General features: G+C 34.3%; 21 protein-coding genes. 8 read left to right on the top strand and 13 right to left on the bottom strand.

Translation table 11 applies throughout. From position 1 onward, the window contains the following. Positions 1–139: 139 nt before the first annotated feature. The 10 genes from BMW29_RS05430 to rpmG all read right to left on the bottom strand — a co-directional run bounded on the left by BMW29_RS05430 (position 140) and on the right by rpmG (position 7,752). Positions 140–652: an adenine phosphoribosyltransferase gene (locus BMW29_RS05430; protein ID WP_092651134.1), complete on the bottom strand. Its 513-nt coding sequence runs from the start codon at positions 650–652 to the stop codon at positions 140–142. 34 nt (positions 653–686) lie between these two features. Continuing rightward, entirely contained in the window at positions 687–2,999 is a 2,313-nt protein-coding gene (recJ, locus tag BMW29_RS05425) for a single-stranded-DNA-specific exonuclease RecJ (protein ID WP_092651131.1), read from the bottom strand. A gap of 211 nt (positions 3,000–3,210) precedes the next feature. Continuing rightward, positions 3,211–3,822 carry an acetate uptake transporter gene (locus BMW29_RS05420; RefSeq protein ID WP_245706236.1) on the bottom strand — a complete coding sequence of 204 codons (612 nt, stop codon included), beginning with the start codon at positions 3,820–3,822 and terminating at the stop codon, positions 3,211–3,213. Positions 3,823–3,928: 106 nt separating this feature from the next. Continuing rightward, on the bottom strand, positions 3,929–4,315 hold the full coding sequence (locus BMW29_RS05415) for a LapA family protein (RefSeq protein ID WP_092651125.1): 387 nt from the start codon (positions 4,313–4,315) through the stop codon (positions 3,929–3,931). Positions 4,316–4,434: 119 nt separating this feature from the next. Then, complete coding sequence (locus tag BMW29_RS05410) at positions 4,435–4,773, bottom strand: rhodanese-like domain-containing protein (RefSeq protein ID WP_425431588.1); 339 nt, start codon at positions 4,771–4,773, stop codon at positions 4,435–4,437. Positions 4,774–5,044: 271 nt separating this feature from the next. Further along, entirely contained in the window at positions 5,045–6,010 is a 966-nt protein-coding gene (locus BMW29_RS05405; RefSeq protein ID WP_092651121.1) for an ROK family glucokinase, read from the bottom strand. Continuing rightward, positions 6,003–6,224, bottom strand: a complete 222-nt coding sequence (locus tag BMW29_RS05400; RefSeq protein ID WP_092651120.1) for a YqgQ family protein — start codon at positions 6,222–6,224, stop codon at positions 6,003–6,005. Before BMW29_RS05400 ends, BMW29_RS05405 begins: the two co-directional genes overlap by 8 nt. A gap of 26 nt (positions 6,225–6,250) precedes the next feature. Then, positions 6,251–6,934, bottom strand: coding sequence for a rhomboid family intramembrane serine protease (locus BMW29_RS05395; protein ID WP_342706542.1), 684 nt, complete (start codon positions 6,932–6,934; stop codon positions 6,251–6,253). A gap of 47 nt (positions 6,935–6,981) precedes the next feature. Next, a complete protein-coding gene (locus BMW29_RS05390) occupies positions 6,982–7,539 on the bottom strand; it encodes a 5-formyltetrahydrofolate cyclo-ligase (protein WP_092651119.1) in 558 nt (185 codons plus the stop codon). Positions 7,540–7,602: 63 nt separating this feature from the next. Further along, positions 7,603–7,752: a 50S ribosomal protein L33 gene (gene rpmG, locus BMW29_RS05385; RefSeq protein WP_092651118.1), complete on the bottom strand. Its 150-nt coding sequence runs from the start codon at positions 7,750–7,752 to the stop codon at positions 7,603–7,605. A gap of 273 nt (positions 7,753–8,025) precedes the next feature. Between rpmG and BMW29_RS05380 the strand changes: the two genes are divergently transcribed. Then, on the top strand, positions 8,026–8,373 hold the full coding sequence (locus tag BMW29_RS05380) for a hypothetical protein (RefSeq protein WP_092651117.1): 348 nt from the start codon (positions 8,026–8,028) through the stop codon (positions 8,371–8,373). A gap of 13 nt (positions 8,374–8,386) precedes the next feature. Then, positions 8,387–8,917, top strand: a complete 531-nt coding sequence (locus BMW29_RS05375) for a hypothetical protein (protein ID WP_092651116.1) — start codon at positions 8,387–8,389, stop codon at positions 8,915–8,917. Positions 8,918–8,969: 52 nt separating this feature from the next. On the opposite strand, the gene BMW29_RS05370 is transcribed toward BMW29_RS05375, so the two are convergent. Further along, a complete protein-coding gene (locus tag BMW29_RS05370; protein WP_245706235.1) occupies positions 8,970–11,018 on the bottom strand; it encodes a peptidoglycan D,D-transpeptidase FtsI family protein in 2,049 nt (682 codons plus the stop codon). A gap of 188 nt (positions 11,019–11,206) precedes the next feature. On the opposite strand from BMW29_RS05370, the gene BMW29_RS05365 reads away from it, so the two are divergent. After that, positions 11,207–13,984, top strand: a complete 2,778-nt coding sequence (locus BMW29_RS05365) for a YfhO family protein (RefSeq protein ID WP_092651115.1) — start codon at positions 11,207–11,209, stop codon at positions 13,982–13,984. Beyond that, the gene (locus BMW29_RS05360) at positions 13,962–14,600 is read left to right on the top strand and encodes a pentapeptide repeat-containing protein (protein ID WP_092651114.1); all 639 of its coding nucleotides are present in this window, start codon (positions 13,962–13,964) and stop codon (positions 14,598–14,600) included. Before BMW29_RS05365 ends, BMW29_RS05360 begins: the two co-directional genes overlap by 23 nt. Before the next feature lie 53 nt (positions 14,601–14,653). Here the strand turns inward: BMW29_RS05360 and BMW29_RS05355 are convergent, their stop codons facing one another. Then, the gene (locus BMW29_RS05355) at positions 14,654–15,262 is read right to left on the bottom strand and encodes a superoxide dismutase (protein WP_092651113.1); all 609 of its coding nucleotides are present in this window, start codon (positions 15,260–15,262) and stop codon (positions 14,654–14,656) included. Between the two features lie 185 nt (positions 15,263–15,447). Here BMW29_RS05355 and BMW29_RS05350 point away from each other — a divergent pair, with 185 nt between their 5' ends. Together BMW29_RS05350 and ispG are read left to right on the top strand one after the other, a co-directional pair. Beyond that, a complete protein-coding gene (locus tag BMW29_RS05350; protein ID WP_092651112.1) occupies positions 15,448–16,236 on the top strand; it encodes a DUF1189 family protein in 789 nt (262 codons plus the stop codon). A 210-nt stretch (positions 16,237–16,446) separates the two neighbouring features. Next, positions 16,447–17,556 carry a flavodoxin-dependent (E)-4-hydroxy-3-methylbut-2-enyl-diphosphate synthase gene (ispG, locus tag BMW29_RS05345; protein ID WP_092651111.1) on the top strand — a complete coding sequence of 370 codons (1,110 nt, stop codon included), beginning with the start codon at positions 16,447–16,449 and terminating at the stop codon, positions 17,554–17,556. 32 nt (positions 17,557–17,588) lie between these two features. Here the strand turns inward: ispG and BMW29_RS13960 are convergent, their stop codons facing one another. Then, positions 17,589–17,735, bottom strand: coding sequence for a hypothetical protein (locus BMW29_RS13960; protein WP_177165683.1), 147 nt, complete (start codon positions 17,733–17,735; stop codon positions 17,589–17,591). Between the two features lie 232 nt (positions 17,736–17,967). Here BMW29_RS13960 and BMW29_RS05340 point away from each other — a divergent pair, with 232 nt between their 5' ends. Together BMW29_RS05340 and BMW29_RS05335 are read left to right on the top strand one after the other, a co-directional pair. Then, positions 17,968–19,071: an AEC family transporter gene (locus BMW29_RS05340; RefSeq protein ID WP_092651110.1), complete on the top strand. Its 1,104-nt coding sequence runs from the start codon at positions 17,968–17,970 to the stop codon at positions 19,069–19,071. Positions 19,072–19,100: 29 nt separating this feature from the next. Further along, positions 19,101–20,120, top strand: a complete 1,020-nt coding sequence (locus BMW29_RS05335; RefSeq protein WP_092651109.1) for a 2-hydroxyacid dehydrogenase — start codon at positions 19,101–19,103, stop codon at positions 20,118–20,120. The last annotated feature ends 13 nt before the right edge of the window (positions 20,121–20,133 follow it).

The raw sequence follows: 20,133 nt of genomic DNA, 5'->3' as shown, positions 1-20,133 counted from the left end.
GCAAAACGAAAATCGCATTTTTTAATAGATCTTGTTGTTATTTTTTTTGTCATCAGCTTTCTTTCATCAATTAAACACATAAAGCATCTAGCTGATAAAAAAACACTACCCAAAAAAATTTTAGATAGTGCCTTTTATCTTAATAATTCATGAGAGTAAAAATATCATAGCCTTTGATTTTATCGCGACCTTTTAAATCGGTTAACTCAATTAGAAAGGCTGTACCTACAACTTCTCCACCAAGCTCTTCAATCATTTTAATGGTTGCTGCAATGGTACCACCTGTGGCTAATAAATCATCACAAACTAAAACCTTTTGTCCTGGTTTAATAGCATCCTTGTGTAAAGCTAACACATCAGAACCATATTCTAAACCATATTGAACCTCGACTGTTTCTCTAGGTAATTTCCCTTTTTTTCTAGCAGGTGCAAAGCCAATATTCATTGCATAGGCAACTGGACAGCCAACAATAAAGCCACGTGCTTCTGGTCCAATAATCATTTCTGCGCCTTTTTCTTTTGCATATTTTACAATTTCATTTGTTGCATAGGCATAAGCATCTCCATCAGCCATTAAAGGGGAAATATCTCTAAAGACAATGCCTTTCTCTGGAAAATCAGGTACACTTGCAATATATTTCTTTAAATCCATGTCGTTATCCTCCTGTAATTGTTCTTTCTTTTATTTACAATTGTTGAAACCATGCAACTAGGTCTTGATAATTGCTATAAACCAATAGTCGCTCTGCTTCCATTTTTTTGATGCGTTTTTCATAGCTAGGCATTTCTGTTAGCTCTTTCTTATCCGGTGCTTCTACAATGTTTAAGATGCCGTCATCTATTGTAACAAATCCTGCTTCAAAAAACACATGAATCATAAAAATTAATAGATTTTCTTTTAATTTAATAGCTTGTGCTAAAGCGTTGATTTTATACCTAACATCAATATTTTGGTATTGTGAAAAGAACTTAAATAGTGTCATAAAGTTTTCTCTTGAAGGCATCCCATTTAGGTAAGCTTCATCTGGATTAATAAAACAAGCATAAATATTCTCAGGCTGATTCCCTTCTAAAACAGCTGTCATTAGCTCTAATGTAGGCGGACAATCAATAAAGGTTAAGCTTTGTTCTGCTGTGACAAACTGCTGTGCATCTTCTAGTGTGGAAATGATACTAATGCGCGCATCATCAACCATATTTGGTACTTCCTTTTTATAAACTTTTCTTGAAAATACAACAAAATGTGTGTCATTATTTGCCCAGATTTCATTGGCTACATGAGACTTTCTGCAATCAAAAATTTGTGTGCCTTCAATTGCAATATCCTCTAATAATAACTGTGGCTTTTTATTTCCTTGCCATTCATTAATCCCTAATTTGCCAATGACTGATAGCTTAGCCGTAGCACTGACTTGATCTACTACTTCACCAATGCCAAAGCCAACAACATCTAAGCTGGCATCCTCCATCACAAGCTGACATTTCAAATGGTTTTTATTGGCACCTATTTTTTTCATATCAGTATAGTTGACTTCTTTAAACAAAAGAATTGGCTTTGGATTATCTGTTCCAAAGGGGGCTAATTGATTCAGTTCCTGAATAAATCCTAGGGTTGCTTCTGGTATGGTTAAGACTTCATCAATTTGCGTTTCTGACATTAAATCTGTTGCTGAAAAGTGCGCTTTTGCATAGTCATCTAGTTGTGTTTGAACAGCTGCTAAGTTTTCAATTGGAAAAGACATGCCTGCTGCCATATGATGTCCTCCAAAATGAGTAAATAGTGTTCTTTTTTCATTTAATGCTTTATACAAATTAAAGGCACCAACACTTCTAGCAGAGCCCTTTAATAGCCCCTTATCAGGATCTCTAGTTAAGACAACAGCTGGTTTCCCTGTTTCAGAGACAATTTTGCTGGCAACAATCCCTAACACACCTTCATGCCAGCCTGCTTTTTCAAGCACTAACACTGCATGCTCTGCTTGTTCAGCTACTAATGCTAAAGCTTCTTGTGTGATTGTTTCTACAATTTCTTGTCTTTTTTTATTGATGGTATCAATTTCTTTGGCGAGTAGCGCTGCTTCTTCTGGATCAAAGGTTGATAATAGCTTCACTCCTGGAGAGGCATCCCCTAAACGACCAACAGCATTTAATCTTGGAGATAGGCCAAAACCGATGGATTCTTCCGTTAAAGATTCTTGGTCGATTCCTGCTACCTGACATAAGGCATGTAAGCCTATACGTTCTGTATCTTTAAGTAAACGTAAACCTTTGGCAACTAGTGTTCGATTTTCATCTGTCAGTGAAACCAAATCTGCGACTGTACCAATCGCAACTAAATCCAACATTTCTTCAGGTACTTCATCAAGTAATGCTGTTGCAAGTTTAAAGGCAACACCAACACCTGCTAATTGTTTAAATGGATACGCACCTTCTGGATGAGCTGGATGCACAATTGCAAAAGCAGCTGGTAATTCAGCTGGTAGCTCATGATGATCAGTTACAATCACATCAACACCAAGTTCGCCTGCTCTTGCAATCGCTTCATGTCCTGCTACGCCATTATCAACCGTCACAATTAAGGAGACACCTGCTTCAATGGCTTTTTCAAAAGCGGCAACATTTGGACCATAACCATCAATAAAACGGTTTGGTAAATAAAAAGAAGCATTGGCTCCTAAAGTTTCTAAGGTTTCTAACAAGACTGTTGTGCTGGTAATCCCATCTGCATCATAGTCTCCATAAACTAAAATATTTTCTCCCTCTTCAATTCCTTGATGGATTCTTGCGACAGCTTTCTCCATATCATGCATCAGAAAAGGGTCATGCAAGGGTTGCGTTTCAGGATTTAAAAAGGGCTGTATTTTTTCAGTTGTATTGATTTGTCTATTTGACAATAATTTGATTAAAAAAGGCGATACTTGATTTTCAGTTGCAAGCGTCGCTATTTCTTTTTCATCAACGATTTGCGGCAATTGCCATTTTGTACGAGATTTTAACAATGAAATCCCTCCCAACCCAATTATTATACCAAAAATCTTTCAGAAGTAGTAGTCACTTCAAAAAAAAGGCTGAGACAAAAGGCGTTTAGGTTTGCTCCAATTGCCGAAGAACCTGCCTTTTGACCACCGTTTACGGAGGCAACATATTTTTTTAGAAGTAATTAAGGGGACGGGATAAAACTTTTCAGTTTTGTCTCGTCCCCTTCTATCATTATTTTTTTAGCAAGCCAAAAGGTTGACCTAATGGTACAAAATCATAGCCAAAGTGTTTATTTAAGACATTCCCTGCGACACCATAGAATGAAGCAATCGCAATTCCTAATTCTGCATAAGCTGCCATCTGATGGAAGAAATGTTCAGCAATACCAAAAGTGGATAAGCTTAGTCCAATAAATAAGAAATCAATTAAAACAAAGATAACAAACAAAACCTTATTTGTTTCTAATGCACCAATTGTCATAATCAAAGTGAAAGCCAGATAACCAAGAAAAGCAAAAGCTAATTGCTTAGGATCAAAGGTCGTTTGCATCACTTTTCCAAATAAACCATTTTGAATCATCCATGTCATTCCGACACCTAACCAAAAGAAACCATAGCCTGCAAATGCTGTTGCACCAAAAACATTATTATGCTTTGCATCATATGCTGCAGCCATTAATTGTGCAAATGCACCAAGAAAAATTGCCCATGGAAGTACACCTGATGTTCCTGCTGTCCAACCTAATTTTTGGGACGAGGCAACGAGAGTTACCATTGCTAATCCAAATAAACCAATCGCACTTGGATCAATTGTTACCACTTTTACTGTTTGTTGTTCTTTCAAATTTGTTACCTCCATGAATTTACTAGCTTTTAAAAGATAACAAAATTTAAAAGCTCAGTCAATCTTATTTTTTATTTTGAGTAAAAAAAAGAGACATCGAAGTGTCTCATTTCTTTATAGGTGTGACTGCGTCATTTGTTCTTGGTTCTTTATCCACTGCTTTGAGTGCTGCTAGTTCTTTTGTTAAATCTTGAATTTTTTGTTCATAGCTTTCTTTTTCTTTTTTAAATGTAGTCGCAGCTTTTTCATCAGCTTGACCAAGTGCTTCTTTCATACTTTTCAATTCTTTTTTTATTTGAAAATTAGTTCCTGTACTGATTAATACAGCTGTTAAAGCACCTAGAATCAAACTCCCTAAAATCACTAAAATAAGTGGCCATTCTGCCTCTATAAAGCCAAAATTCACTGGTACTGCTGAAACATTTAAAACAGCAAAAATAACAACCATTAGTACTAAAATAAGTCCTAGAATTAAACGCCATTGATTTTTCATCTCATGAACCCCTTCTTTCTTTCCCTTATCTGACTTTATTATACAAAATAAGCGGATAGATTACGAGGATTTGACCTTAAAAATAGAGGAAACCACAGATGGTTTCCTCTACTTCATGATTATTTACGTTTTGTTTTACCAGTCCATTTTTCATATCCGCCTTTTAGGCAATAGATATCTTCATAGCCAGCACGACGAAGTTTAACAGCTGCACGAGCACTAACTGCTCTTCCTTGATCATATAAATAAATAGGTTGGTCTTTTCTAATTTCGACCATTCTTGTTTTAAATAATGTATAAGGAATGTTGCGCGCACCTAAAATATGCCCTCCATCAAATACATTTTTCTCACGTACATCAATTAACTGCGCTTTTCGCATCCCTTTACGAAACTCTTCCTCAGTTAAAACTGTACTTGCTTTTTTTCGCGTATAGTATTGATACCCTTGATAAATAATGAATCCAACCAATACAATGATGGTTAGGATGAATGAAATATTATTTTCTGACACAATCCTTACTCCCTTCAAATATCCTTCAGTAAACAATTTTACACTGCTCGCTCTGCTTTTGCTAGCTTTTTCTTTCATCTCCTAAAAATGATGCTTTTTTCATGAGTTTAGCTACTCTAGCTGATGAATAAACTTATCTAAAAAAGAAACAATGCTATGAAAAAATCCCCATTCTTTCACAACATCGCTTCTTTTGATTAGATGAGAGAAATTTTACTTACTTTACTAAATGCTTCGCTAATGAACTAGCGCCAATAACACCAGCATCGTTTCCTAATTGTGCTAACTTAATTCTGGTTGAATCACGTACTTGCGGGAAAGTAAATTCTTCAAAATAATGTCTCACTCTTGTTAACAAGAAGTCTCCTGCTGCTGAAACACCACCACCAATCACAATATCAGAAGGATTTAACATATTGGCAATATTGCCACATGCTAAGCCAAGATAAAAAGATACTTTATCAATGACACGTAAGGCTAAATCATCTCCAAGTTTCGCTTGATCAAAAACGGTTTTTGCTGTCACTTCTTGACCATCATCAATTAATGTTTTTAAAACAGCATCTCCTGCATATTCATCCGCCATATCTCTAGCAACTCGCACAATTCCTGTTGCACTTGCTACAGTTTCTAAACAGCCTTTTTTACCACAAGTACAATCATACCCATTTGGATCAATCGTAATATGACCAATTTCGCCTGCTGCACCAACTACGCCATGTAGCAATCTGCCCTCAGCTATAATACCACCGCCTACACCAGTCCCTAAAGTAATAAAAGTAACATTATCGCCATCTTCTCCTGCGCCTTTCCAGCGTTCACCTAGAGCGGCTACATTGGCATCATTATCAATGAAAAATGGAATCCCAACACTTGCTTCAATTTGCTCTTTTACCATTTGTAAGGTTGACCAATTAAGATTATAGGCCCCAATAACCGTTCCTCTTACACTGTCTACTGTTCCAGGAGAGCCCATACCAATTCCTAAAAAATCTGCTGCTGTTAACCCATTTTTTTCAAAACGGTGGTGAATAGAAGCAATAATATCTGGTACAATTTTTGTGCCATTTTCTGAAATATCTGTTTCAATACTCCATTTTTGTTGGATTTCTCCATCTAAAGTTAAAATTGCAAACTTAACTGTTGTCCCACCTAAGTCAATCCCCATTAATTTTTTACTCAATGTGTTCCCCTCCACTTTCTTTTTGTTCTTCAATCCGATGTTCTCGTTTTAAAATAAGTAAAGATTCCTTAAATTCTTGATCAGTAATCACACCTGATTGATGTAGACTTTGAATTTCTTGTAGCATTAATTCAATATCCCATTTTCGTTTGCCTAAATAAACATAAATATTAAATCTTTTAAGCAACTGCTGCACATCATAAAGTTCTTTCATGATTGATCCTCCTATAATAAGAAGTATTAGTAATGCTGGTAGCCACCATAAATCAAAATGGCAATGGCAACAAGATAAGCTATACCTGCAACGATTCTTTTTCCAGTTAACCCAGAAATTTTTCTGGGCACAGAAACTGCTACTGCTACTAAGAAACCGCCGATTAAGCCACCGACATGACCATAATTATCCACACCAGATGATAGGATTCCAGTGACAAGATTTAGGACAATAAGCATCATAAAGTTTCTTGCCATCGCTTGAATAACAGGGCTCCCTTTAAAGGTTTGGGCTAGCATCAGATAACAGCCAAAAAGACCAAATAAGGAAGTACTTGCTCCTGCTGATAAACTTGGACTAAAAGCAAAGCTCGCTACATTTCCTGCAATACCACTTAATAAATAGATAAGGGTAAAACGGACATGTCCAAAAACACTTTCTAATTGTGTTCCCAAAAAGTATAGTGTGACTGAATTTACAATGAGATGTAAGGCGCCAATGTGTAAGAACATTGGCATAACCAAACGCCACCATTCCCCGCTTGCAATGCTAGGCCCAAATTTCGCTCCATATTTTAATAAGGTGAAGCTATTTTCACTGCCACCATCTATTGTCATTAATAGAAATAAAAAAATTTGAATGCCTAAAAAGAGATAGGTCATAAATGGTTGATTTTTAATTTTTTGAATCGTTCTATTTGTTGTATTCAACAAAACACCTCTTTAACTTCTTATTTCTGTTTATTATACCAAATTTTTCAGGAATTCGTAGCCAATTTTTCTTTTGCAATAAAAAGCTGCTGAACTGGAATATCAGTTGTTTCTGGTAACCAGTTTTCTTCAAGTTGTTCTTGAAAAATGAGTGAAGCTGTTGTTCCTTGATAATCAGCTAAAAACCGGTCATAATAGCCACCACCAAAACCAATTCTTTCTCCTGTTTTTTTAAACCCAACACCTGGCACAATGATTAATTGAATGTGTTCTTTTGGATACGCAGCTAACTCCTGACTAGGCTCTAATACCCCAAAAGGAGTCATCACCAAATTTTCAAATGTTTGAATTTGGACAAAACTCATTTGTCTCGCCTTCTCTGTTCGTGGTACAACCACCTTTTTATGTTCCTTCCAAGCTTGATGAATGATTGGTTCTGTATTTAATTCAAATTTTTGAGAAAGGGTTACCGCAATGGTTTGAGCTTCTTGCCAAAAATCAGATTGGAAAAGCAGCTGATATAATTCTTTCTCAAGTTTTTTTCGCTGAGCTTGTGGTGCTTGTTTCAGTTGCTTTAAGATACTTTTTCGGATAGTTGTTTTCATTATTTGTACCTCTTTTCACCAAAAATAGTAAAAAAAAACAAAAAAACAACAGGAGTCCTGTTGTTATTTTGTTTCACGATGTAATGTCACACGACGTTCGCGCGGACAATATTTTTTAAATTCAACACGGTCTGGATTGTTACGTTTGTTCTTTTTACTGATGTAGTTACGTTCTTTACATTCAGTACATTCCAAAGTGATGTTTACACGCATGATTTTCCCTCCAAGCATTAAACTGTATTTAGAGGAGTGAATGATTCCCTACCTCAGACTTCAATATCATACCATCTTTTTTTCCATCTGGCTAGTATTTTTTTCTCCTTTGTTAAGGAAAAAACCTTTACGCCCAAAAATTGATTGATACAATTTACAATTATTTATTAAATTTATTTTACAACGGTCACATTCTGCCTATATTATGTTACACTGGAACATGTTTAAAGTATTAAAAAAATCGATTAAGAATATTAAAGAGGTGAATCCAAAATGACCATCCTAACAATTGTGCTTCTTATCATTTCAATTTTATTGATTGGTCTTTCATATGCAAAGAAAGATAATGGGCAAAAAGTTCAAGAAGAGTTTGAAGACTTATCTTTACAATTGATGCAAGATATTTTTCAATTAAAAAATCGTGTCGCTGTTTTAGAAAATGAACTGAATATTACACCGGATGATACTTCTTCAAGTACAATTAAAGTACATGATGTTTTAAAAACACATGTGATTACATTGTATACACAAGGTGTGGATATAGAAAATATTTCAGCACAAACTCAATTACCATTGGAAACAGTTGAATTTGTTGTCAATGAGTATGTAGAAAACAATTAAGGGGGATTTAATGATGAGTAGACCTTCATTACGTTCACTTGCATTAGGCTTCTTCCTATCTGCAGTTATTGTTTTTAGTTATACAACCTTTATTTATAAGGCGCCTGTTGTAGATTCTTCAGTTAAAACTGAAAAGAAAGCAGAAACGGCAGAACAAACAGAAGAAGAAAAAACTTATAAGAAAAAATATGAAGAGTTGTTAGCAGAAACTGAAGTGAACGAGAAAAAAGATTCAAGTAAAGAAAATGCTTCAAAAGATTCTTCTCAAACAGAGGCGAATAAAGATAGCTCTGTCCCAGTGAAAAAAGAAGAACCAAAAGAAGAAAAACCTACTAAAAAAGAATATACATTGGTTATTGAGCCTGGTGAACCATCAAGTAGCGCGATTCAAACATTAGCAGAACAAGGAATTATCAAAAATGCTGATGAATTCACTCAATTTCTAAGTGATAACAATTATGAAACACTTGTAAGAGATGGCTCTTATGCTTTAAATAGTGAAATGACTTATGAAGAAATCGCTAAAAGCATCACACATCAATAAAAATAAATAAAATAAGCGTCTTATCAAATTTGATAAGACGCTTATTTTTTAGCTATTTCTTTCCTTGAAAATAAGTTTCAAAGACTGCTCTGGCTAAATCATTATTAATACCAGATAAGGTTGTTTGATTTGCCCAAGGAACAACAACAGAAAGTGCAATTTCTGGATTATCTGATGGCGCATAACCAACAAATGTTACGTTCGTTACAGGACTTCCTTTTAAACTATCAATTTCTCCATCATAGAAAGCCTCATCTGTTCCTGTTTTCGCAGCAAGATCAAAATCTGCACCAACAAAGGAAGAGTAAGCTGTACCAAGTGGTCGATGAGCAACATTATAAAAGCCTTGTTGTACCTGGTTTAATTCCTCTGGTGTCACATTTAGTTTATTTAAAATCTTAGGTTCAAAAGTTGTTTTCACTGGACCAAGACTACCATCTGGATTTGTACCACGGACTTCTTTTACCACTCGTGGTGCAATTCGATAGCCTCCATTGGCAATCGTAGAAACATATTGAGCCATTTGTAAAGGTGTATAAGAATCATACTGACCAATAGCAAAGTCAAGTGCTTTACCAGCTTCAGTACTACCACCAGGCACCCCTATTTGTTCTCCTGGTAAATCAATTCCTGTTTTTCTTCCCAAACCAAATTCACCAAAATAGTTTCTTAATTTTGAAAAAACATCTAAATCAATATTTAAATTACCATTTGGAACATAACTTCCTCCCCCCATTTTGATGACTGTTTTCATCATATATACGTTGGAAGAACGTTCAAGTGCATCAATATCATTAATTGCAATTCGACCATTACGGTTGAAAAATGAAGCTTTTGGAGCAGAACCTTTAAAGACAAGGGGTTCATCAACAATGGTATCTCCAACATTTAGCGCACCATCCATATAACCTGATAAAACAGTCGCACCTTTCACAGCTGATCCCATACCATAAGCAGTTGTAAATGTGCCAATTGCATAATCCTCAATTTCGCCTGTTTCTTGATTTATTTTTTTACCGGAAAGTGCTAAAATTTCTCCATTTTGGGGATTCATTGCTACAACAAATAGTCTATCTGTTAAGACATATTTCCCACTGGATTTAGCTTGTTTCAGATAATCAATAACTAAATTATCGACTTTTGCTTGAAAGTTTGAATCAATCGTTAATACAAGATTATCGCCACTTTCACCCTTATACTTCTCAAGTGTTTTAATGACTTCTCCATTTGCATTTGTTTCAGATTCAGATTCGGATTTGGTGCCACTTAAAACTTGCTCATATTGTTTTTCTAGGTAGCTCTTACCAACTCGATCATTACGTGCATAGCCTTTTGCTAAAAAGCCAGCTAATTGGTCATTAGGTAATCCTTCTTTTTCTGAGGTTACACTACCTAAAATACTTTTTAGCAAATCTCCTTCTGGATAATTTCGTACCCAGTCAGTTGCTGTACCAACTCCTGGTAAGTCAGCTAATCTTTCACTTACCTCAGCAATTTCAGTATCTGTTACATCTTTATTCTTAATATAAGTTGTGGTTAATGCATAGGCACCATTCATTCGCTTATAAATTGCTGCAGAAGTTTTTTCTTGATCCGTTAATGTTGCAAGATCTGCATCTGTGACTTTAGCTAATTGCGCTTCATAAGCCTCGCTACCATCTAATGTTTTTTCAGAATCAGATAATCTTTCTGTAATCTTATCGCTGTTTTTAGCAGTCCAAAAATCTTTGTAATCACGTTCTGTCACAGTTTCTAAATCCATTGTGATAAATTGTGACAAAGAATCAGAAATTTTAATCATGTCTTCCCCACTTACAGTTGCGCCTCTTGTGTAAGTAATCGCCTGCATGGCATCATTTCCAACTAATATTTTTCCTTGAGCATCATAAATCATCCCTCTTGGAACACTACCAGTAATCGTTGTTTTATCTGTTCTTTTTACCTGTAGCTCAAATTCCTCACCCATAACAATTTGTAAGACGCCTAATCGCATAACTAAAATTGCAAAAAAGACAAATACAAAAAAGAATAATAAATTGAGTCTAAATGGAATATGCGACTTTTTCGCTTTTTTTCCCTTTTTTTTCTTTGGTTCTTTCAAAGTGACACCACCTTATGATAAATAGTCCTTCTATATTGTAACAAAGAACAAATAAAATGCTACTATTTTATGATTAAAATAGTGATATATCTCATTATATGCTATTCTATTACATGAAGTACAATTATCATAGCTTTATGAGAAATTCTTAAACAAAAATTAGTGAATCGTTTGAAAGGAGTTCTACGATGTTTTTAGTTTTAAAAAATAAAATAGAGAAGATTCCACCATTAGTTTTAGCTTTTGTTCTTCCCTTTTTTATCATGCTTTTTATTTTCATTTTGTTAAAAGTCTATCCTTTTGGAGATAGCAGTTTATTAACTGTTGATTTAGGGCAGCAATATATTGATTTTTTTGCAGCCTTTAGACAAACACTCCTTCATGATCCTAGTGCCCTATTTTATTCTTTTAATAAAGCAATTGGTGGGGATATGATGGGTTTATGGGCCTATTATTTAACCAGTCCATTTAATCTATTATTGTTACCTTTTCCTGAAAAATTTCTGACTGTTGGCGTCATGCTCCTCACTTTAGTTAAAATCAGTAGCGCCAGTCTTTCTTTTGCTTATTTCTTAAAAAAAACCTTTAAACGAAATGACTTTGGGGTAACTGCTTTTGGTATTAGTTATGGTTTAATGGGCTATATTATTGTGAATCAATTAAATATTATGTGGTTAGATGGCATGGTTTTTCTACCTTTAATTGCACTTGGTGTTGAAAAACTGATTCAAGAAAAGAAATTTGTTTTTTACAGTGTCTTTTTAGGTCTTACCTTATTTGCAAATTATTATATGGGGTATATGATTTGCTTATTTATTACATTATATTATTTAATGCGTATCTTTACTTATCCTTTTGCTACTGGTACTGTTTTTAAAGAAAAAATAAGCTTTATTTTTGAGCGGAGCTGGCGTTTTGCTATCGCATCTGTTTTAGGTGCTGGGACAACTGCCATGTTATTATTCCCAAATATTGCAGCATTAGTAGGTGGTAAAGCAAGTTACACTGCCAATACATTATTATTTAAAACAGAATATCCTGTTTGGGAAATGCTGTCTAAATTTTATATTGGTGCCTTTAATTTTGATCAGATGCCTAGTGGTTATCCTAATTTATTTATTGGTAGTTTAAGCTTGATTTGTTTTATTCTCTATTTCTTTAATCGCTATTTTCCAATGAAAGAACGTTTGATTACTTTGCTTCTTACGATCATTTTTGTCCTTTCTATGAATATTCAAGTCTTTGATTATTTTTGGCATGGTCTACAGGCTCCTATTTGGTATCCTTATCGTTTCTCATTTGTTGTTTCTTTTTTTATGCTCTTTATTGGTTACCGTTCTTTTCTCCATTTAAAACAATTTAAACGCTTTGATTTATTGATTGGAATTGTGCTCTTGTCAATCACCAACTATTTTGTGCTTCATCATAACTTTGACTTTCTAACAATGACCCAAATCGCGATCACTACCTTGTTTATTTTATTTTTCTTTTTGATTATCATGCGAAAAAAACAGCTGAATCATTGGTTCCTATTAATTATTTTATTTTCCGTGACGATTGAAATGAGTGTAAATGCGGGGTTAGATTTAGATCGTTTAAGCTATGTTAAAAATAGTCGTTTTGTTCAATATCGTGAAGCCTTAGATCCAACAATTAAACAAATTCAAGCGCAAGATGATGATTTTTATCGTATTGAAAAGACTTTTTTACGTTCTAAAAACGATAGTTTTCAAAACAATTATGCTGGCATTACACACTTCAGCTCTACTTTTGAGAAGGAAATCCCAGCCTTATTTTCTGATTTAGGTTTCCCTTCAAGTAGTGGTTTTATTGCCTATTCAAATGCAACCCTATTAACTGATGCTCTTTTTGGTGTCAAATACTATTTAACAGAAGCCGAAGGAATTAATGCAGATATTTTACGCTCCCATCTCATTAAAGAAGCGCAAGCCAAACCAGAAATTGAAGTGGATGTATTGGATCAAACAGATTTATTGAAGGAAACTGTCACTCAAAATTTTGAGAGCGATACTTCCGTTTTAAATAAGATGTCCACAAAACCAGATTTAACGTTTTATCAGCCACTAAATCAACAAAGGAATATTTTAACCTATCAAAATCCTTTTGCACTCCCTCTTGCATTTGGTGTGGATCAACAACTTTTAACAGATGAGCGGAAATTTATTAACCCTATTTTATATCAAAATTATCTACTCAATAAAATGCTTGGTCAAACAGAGCTATTTCCTTATTTTTTTGAAACTAATTTTGATAGTGTGGTTTATAAAAATGTTCATACTGGAAAAGATCAAAATGATATTACCTATACAAAAAATGACACAAAAAAAGAAGCCTCTATTGATTTTCAATTAACAGCCAAATCAAATAATAGCTATTATTTAACGCTTAATTCTAATGTTAAAGCTGAAGATATCATTATTTATTTAAATGGTTCAAAATTTAGTCAATATGAAACCACGAACGACATGATTGTGTTAAATATTGGTGCAAATCAGCAAGATCAACCTATTTTATTAACGATTGCTTTGCAAAAAGATGAAATCCTTTTGAAAGATTTTAAACTTTATCAACTAGATATTCCAGCTTTTAAAAAAGCAATAAAAACACTGCATAATGAAGCCTTTCAAGTGAAAAGTCATACAAATACTCGAATTGCTGGTTCAGTCACAATTGCTGAGGATCAAAGAGTCTTATTCACAACAATCCCCTATTCAACTGGCTGGAAAGTAACCATTGATGGGAAATCAGTATCAACAGAAAAGGCTTTAAATAGTTTGTTAGCTGTACCAATTGAGCAAGGTGAGCATCAAGTTATTTTCACTTATACACCACCATTGCTCATTCCTGGAATTTTTGTTAGTGTTTTCTGTATCGGTACACTCGTTATTGTAACAATTATGAAGAAAAGAAAAGGTGAAGATGATGAAGAAAAAAATAAAAATTGATTTACCAGTATTGGATATGCCCCTTCAGCCGGCTAACTTCGACACGCTAGAAGATGAAGCTTATTATGAAAACTGTGTATTTGAAAATTGTACACTTGAAAATGATACTTTTGCCCATGTTTGCTTTAAAAAAGTGAAGTTTATCAATGTGACTTTTGAAAATATGAGTTTTTCTCAATTAGAATTATTAGATGTTCATTTTGAAAAATGTGATTTTAGTAATGTGGAGTTTATTGGTGCCATCATTCATCGTGCTTATTTTAATGGAACGAAACTAGTTGGAACAAACTTTGCTGATGCTACTTTACAGCATGTTCAATTTGATGGGATTCATGGTAAATATAGCTCCTTTAGCTATGCTTCAATGAAATATGTCTCATTTACAAATGCCCTACTTGTTCAAGCTGATTTCTTTGAGTTAAATTGGCAACAGCTACTATTTGCAGAATGCGATTTAACTGGAGCGAACTTTATGAATACTAGCTTAAAAGGCCTTAATTTAAGTACTTGTTATTTTGAACAATTGATGATTAGTTTAGATAAGGTTGCTGGGGTATCTGTTACCACTGAGCAAGCCATTGTTTTTGCTGAAGCTTTACAAATTAATATCGTCTAAAAAAAGAACCCATTCACAAATTTTATTGTGAATGGGTGCTTTTCTAATTGTTATTATTTAGCTGCTTCAAAACGTTTTGAAACTTCTGGCCAGTTAACAACTTCCCAGAAAGCAGCAATATAGCTTGGACGTACATTTTTATAGTTTAGGTAATAAGCATGTTCCCAAACATCTAAACCTAAGATAGGTGTTTTGCCTTCAAAAATAGGTGAATCTTGATTTGGAGTTGATTCAATTGCAAGTTTGCCTTGATCAAGTACTAACCAAGCCCAACCAGAACCAAATCTTGTTGTTGCAGCAGCTGCAAATTTTTCTTTAAAATCAGCAAAGCTACCAAAAGTAGCATCAATAGCTTCTTTTAAAGCACCAGTTGGTTCGCCACCAGCATTAGGTGCCATTACTTCCCAAAATAGTGAATGGTTTGCATGTCCACCACCATTGTTACGTACAGCTGTACGAATATCTTCTGGAATTTCATTGATTTTCGCTAACAATTCTTCAATTGTTTGGCCTTGTAACTCAGGATGTTTTTCCAATGCAGCATTTAAGTTTGTCACATAAGTATTGTGGTGTTTGTCATGGTGTAAATGCATTGTTTCTACATCAATATGAGGTAATAGTGCATCGTAAGCATATGGTAGTTCTGGTAATTGATAAGTCATTTTTGTTTTCCTCCAATTTGTTCCGAAAAATTTAATCAGGTAATAATTCCTAACTAACCTCTATGGTAACACTTACATCTGTGAAATACAAAATTTTTGCTCAACATTTTTCTTCATTGATTCCTCTATTGAGTTTAAGCAGATAACAAAGTACAATGGTTGGGTATACAAATAAATGAAAGAATGTGATTTCTATTAATACTTTATCATTATTTTTTAAAGCTTTATATGCACCTCAAAAGCTGACACAGGTTGCACAATTAAAAAAATCAAAAAGTATGCTCTATTTATTTATATTGATTTTATTTGCTTCACTACCTTTTGTTCAATCATCCATTCAATTATTAGATCAATTTGAGACAGATAGTCAAACCATCCTAGAGCATATTCCAGATTTCACTGTAAAAGATGACGTCTTGGTACCTAAAAAGGTTGAAAAAAGTTTTGTTTATCAAACCAATTCGATTTTATTTACATTTGATCCTAATAATACTAGAAAAACAAGTGATATTGATAGTGATGCAATCAAAACAAGTATGGCGATTGCCCTATTTTCTAAAGAAATTTATGTTGTGGTTCAAGATCGAACCTTTAGTTTTGACTATCATCAATTAGGGATTAAAACCCAGGATGATTTTAAGGCATATATTATCCAAACCCGTCAACTGAAAGTCATTCTTTTGGTTGTTGTGGTGATCCTTTCTGTTTTAATCAGTGCTTTCTTTACAGGTTTTTATAGCATTCTTTATATGATTGCAACTCACTTGATTGTGACCTTAATGAAGCGTTCTCTCTCTTATGGACAATCTTGGAAAATTGGATTAGTCGCTTCAACCTTACCAATTGTTGGTATCAATCTCATCAATTTCTTGGGCGTGCTCTTACCTTTCCAAATGGAAATTGAGCTTGTTTTAACGATGATTATTGCCTATCAAATGATTAAAGCCATTCCTTCTCAAGCAACGAAACCATAGATAAAACAGCCTTTTGGGCTGTTTTATTTATTTTATGGCCTCCTTTCTTACGAAAATCTTATGCAATTTCCCATAGAATCCACTTGTCTTCATTTTTAAATACGATATAATAGTAAAAGTTGAGTTTATTTATTAAAAGACTCATTCACTCATTGAACAAACAAACAAACTAATAAATAATAAATTATGTAACTTAAAGGAGCGATTCATATGGGAGAACTCATTCATCGAAGCAAAACACGAAAAGTTCGTGTTGGTGATCTTACCATTGGTGGAAGTAACGAGTTATTCATTCAAAGTATGTGTACAACAAAAACACATGATGTTGCAGCAACTGTGGCACAAATTTTACAATTAGAGGACGCTGGCTGTCAAATCGTCCGCGTTGCAGTTCCTGATGAACGTGCAGCAGATGCTCTTTCAGAAATTAAAAAGCAGATTCATATTCCACTTGTAGCTGATATCCACTTTGATTATCGCTTAGCTTTAAAGGCTATTGATGCTGGTGTTGATAAAATTAGAATTAATCCAGGAAATATTGGTCGTAAGGACCGTGTTGAAAAAGTTGTCACTGCTGCGAAAGAAAAGCAGATTCCGATTAGAATTGGGGTCAATGCTGGTTCATTAGAGAAACGCTTTATTCAACAATATGGCTACCCTACTGCTGAAGCGATGGTCGCAAGTGCCGTTGACCATATTAAAATATTAGAAGACTTAGATTTCTATGACATTATCGTTTCCTTAAAAGCAAGTGATGTTAACCTTGCAATTGAAGCCTATACTTTAGCTGCTGAAACATTTGATTATCCCCTTCATTTAGGGATTACTGAAGCTGGGACACAATTTTCAGGTGGGATTAAATCAGCTGCTGGTTTAGGAGCTATTTTAAGTCGTGGAATTGGCAATACTTGTCGTGTGTCTCTTTCTGCTGATCCTGTTGAAGAAATTAAAGTAGCCAAAGAAGTCTTAAAATCATTTGGCTTAGCCAGTAATGCTGCCACTTTAATCTCATGCCCTACTTGTGGTCGCATTGAAATTGATTTGATTCCAATTGCTAATGAAGTAGAAGAATATATTTCAAAAATTAAAGCTCCAATTAAAGTAGCCGTTCTTGGCTGTGCAGTAAATGGACCAGGCGAAGCTAGAGAAGCAGATATTGGGATTGCTGGAGCACGCGGCGAGGGTCTACTCTTTAAGAATGGTAAAATTGTACGTCATGTTCCAGAAGAAGAGATGGTTGAAGAATTGAAGAAAGATATCGATGCTTTAGCCGCAGAATACTTCGCAAAACAAGAAGCAGAAAAAAAAGAGCAGGCTTAAGATACAAAAACTAATAATAGAGCGGATGATGTTTATAATTCATCATCCGCTCTATTTTTTTTGTTATGATGCTTCTTTTCCTTACTTGATGTTTGATGAATACAGATAAAAAGATTAGCGGCACCTAAGACCATAATGACGCCTAATGTTATGTATAAAATTGACTCCATTATAAACATGATGACTCCTTTCTATGATGACTGATCCATTCTTCATTTGCCACTCATTCTACCTTACAGCTTTCATGAACGTCAAGATTGAACTATTTTCACTTACTTAAGTTACAAAACTGACATTTAATTACATATTGTTCACTTTTTCACAAAGGTATCATATACTCAATTTGTTCAATAAACACAGCTAGCTTTAATCATAGTTTGTGAAAAAAAACACAATTTGGAGGAATTATTTATGAATCTTGGTGAAATTATCAAAACGACGCTAACAGATATGACAATCATTAGCGCCATCACTTCTACTGTCTTTATTATTTTATTAGGTTACTTCTGTCGCAAAAAAGGAATTTTCAATAAAAATGTTGGGAAAATCCTATCTAATGTTGTTTTAACAGTCTCTTTACCTGCATTAGCATTTAATGCTTTTATGCAAGATATTAATCCAGACTCTTTAAAAGAAAGTATCAACGTTTTAATTTGGGGTCTTTTGATTTACATTATCTTAATTTTTGTATCAAAACCAATCTTTTTGAAATTTAAAGGAGATCAACAAGATACATTACGTGTCTTAACAATTTTTGGTTCTACTACTTTCTTTGGTATTCCAATTGCAACAGCGGTTTATGGTCCACAATATGGCGCAACAATTGCTCTTTTAGCCTCTGTTTTCAATATTGGTTACCGTATCTTCCTTTACTCATATGGTTACATCAAAATGAGTGGTTTAAAAATGGAAGCAAAAAACATCAAATCAATGTTCTTAAATCCAATTGTTATCGCAACATTTGCTGGTTTACTGATTTGGATCTTCCAAGCTTCACTACCACAAGTTGAAGTTGCCGTTCAAGTTCCTAAAGATATTGTAGATGGTAAAGTTGTTTCTGAAACTGTGATGAAGAGTTTTGCCTTCTTACGTATTGACCAAACAGCACCATGGTTATTTAAACCATTAACTTTCCTTGCACCTTTAGCATCACCTCTTGCATGGTTAGCAATCGGCGCAACACTTGGTGAAGTAAGTATTAAAACGGCTGCAACAGATAAAACTTCTTGGTTCTACAGTATTGTAAAAGTTATTCTTGTTCCAGCTTTAAACATTGTTTTATTAGCAATTTTAACTGCAACTGGTATTTTACCTGTTAGCTTTGCTGCCTTAGCTACAATCGTCATTATGATGGCAACACCAACTGCAACTGTTGCAGCGGCTTATGCCATTAGTTTTGATAAAGATGCCTTACTCGCTTCAAATGCTTCCCTACTTTCTACTTTATTAGCGGTAGTGATGATGCCAGTTTGGATTATTATCTTAGAAGTTATTAGTAAAATGGGACTATTTTAGTCAATAAACAATAAAGGGGATTTAAAAAAATGTCATTAAAAGTCGTATGTTACGGTGTCAGACCAAATGAAGTAGCCTTTTTCGAAAAATTGAACAAATACCAATTTGAGCTTTCACTAGTTGAAGGTTTGCTTACTCATGACAATATTGAAACTGCTAAAGGAATGGATGCAGTCATCTTAAGAGGAAATTGCGTAGCTGATCGTCAAAATGTTGAAAAAATGGCTGAATATGGTGTGAAATATTTATTTACACGTACAGTAGGCTTTAATCACATTGATTTGCAAGCTGCTGCTGATTACAATATGAGTGTTGCTCGTGTCCCTTCTTACTCGCCAAATGCGATTGCTGAGTTATCTTTAACACTAGCGATGATGTTGTTACGTCATACTGCTTATACAACAAATCGTACAGCGCATAAAAACTTTATCGTTGATGGTACAATGTTTAGTAAAGAAGTTCGTAACTGTACTGTTGGTGTCATCGGTACTGGTAAAATTGGTTTAACTGAAGCTTCATTGTTTAAAGGCTTAGGTGCCAATGTTGTTGGTTATGATGTTTTCCAAAGTGATGCGGCTAAAGAAGTTGTTACTTTTATGGAATTAGATGAATTACTTGCTGTCAGCGATATTGTAAGCTTGCATGTTCCTTACTTCCCTGGTCAAAATGATCAAATGGTCAATGCAGAATTTCTTGCTAAAATGAAAGATGATGCCATTCTAATCAATACTGCTCGTGGTGAATTACAAGATAATGAAGCCATTTTAGCAGCTCTTGAAGCCAATACTTTAGGTGGATTTGGTACAGATGTGTTTGCAAATGAAGCGGCTATCTTCTTTAAAGAGTTTAGTGAAAATGAAGCCATTCCTGACGCAACTGTTCAAAAATTAGTTGATCTTTACCCTCGTGTATTGGTAACACCTCATATTGGTTCAAATACAGATGAAGCTTTATCTAATATGATTGAAACAAGTTATGAGAATTTAAATGATGTGTTAACAACTGGTGAAACACTAAACGTTGTTGCTTTACCAGAAAAACAATCATAAAAAAAGATGTATG

The organism is Isobaculum melis, assembly GCF_900111355.1.
In the GTDB taxonomy this organism is placed as follows: Bacteria; Bacillota; Bacilli; order Lactobacillales; family Carnobacteriaceae; genus Isobaculum; species Isobaculum melis.
Note: the sequence above shows the minus strand (reverse complement) of the source record. Positions and strands in the feature narration are given on the sequence as shown.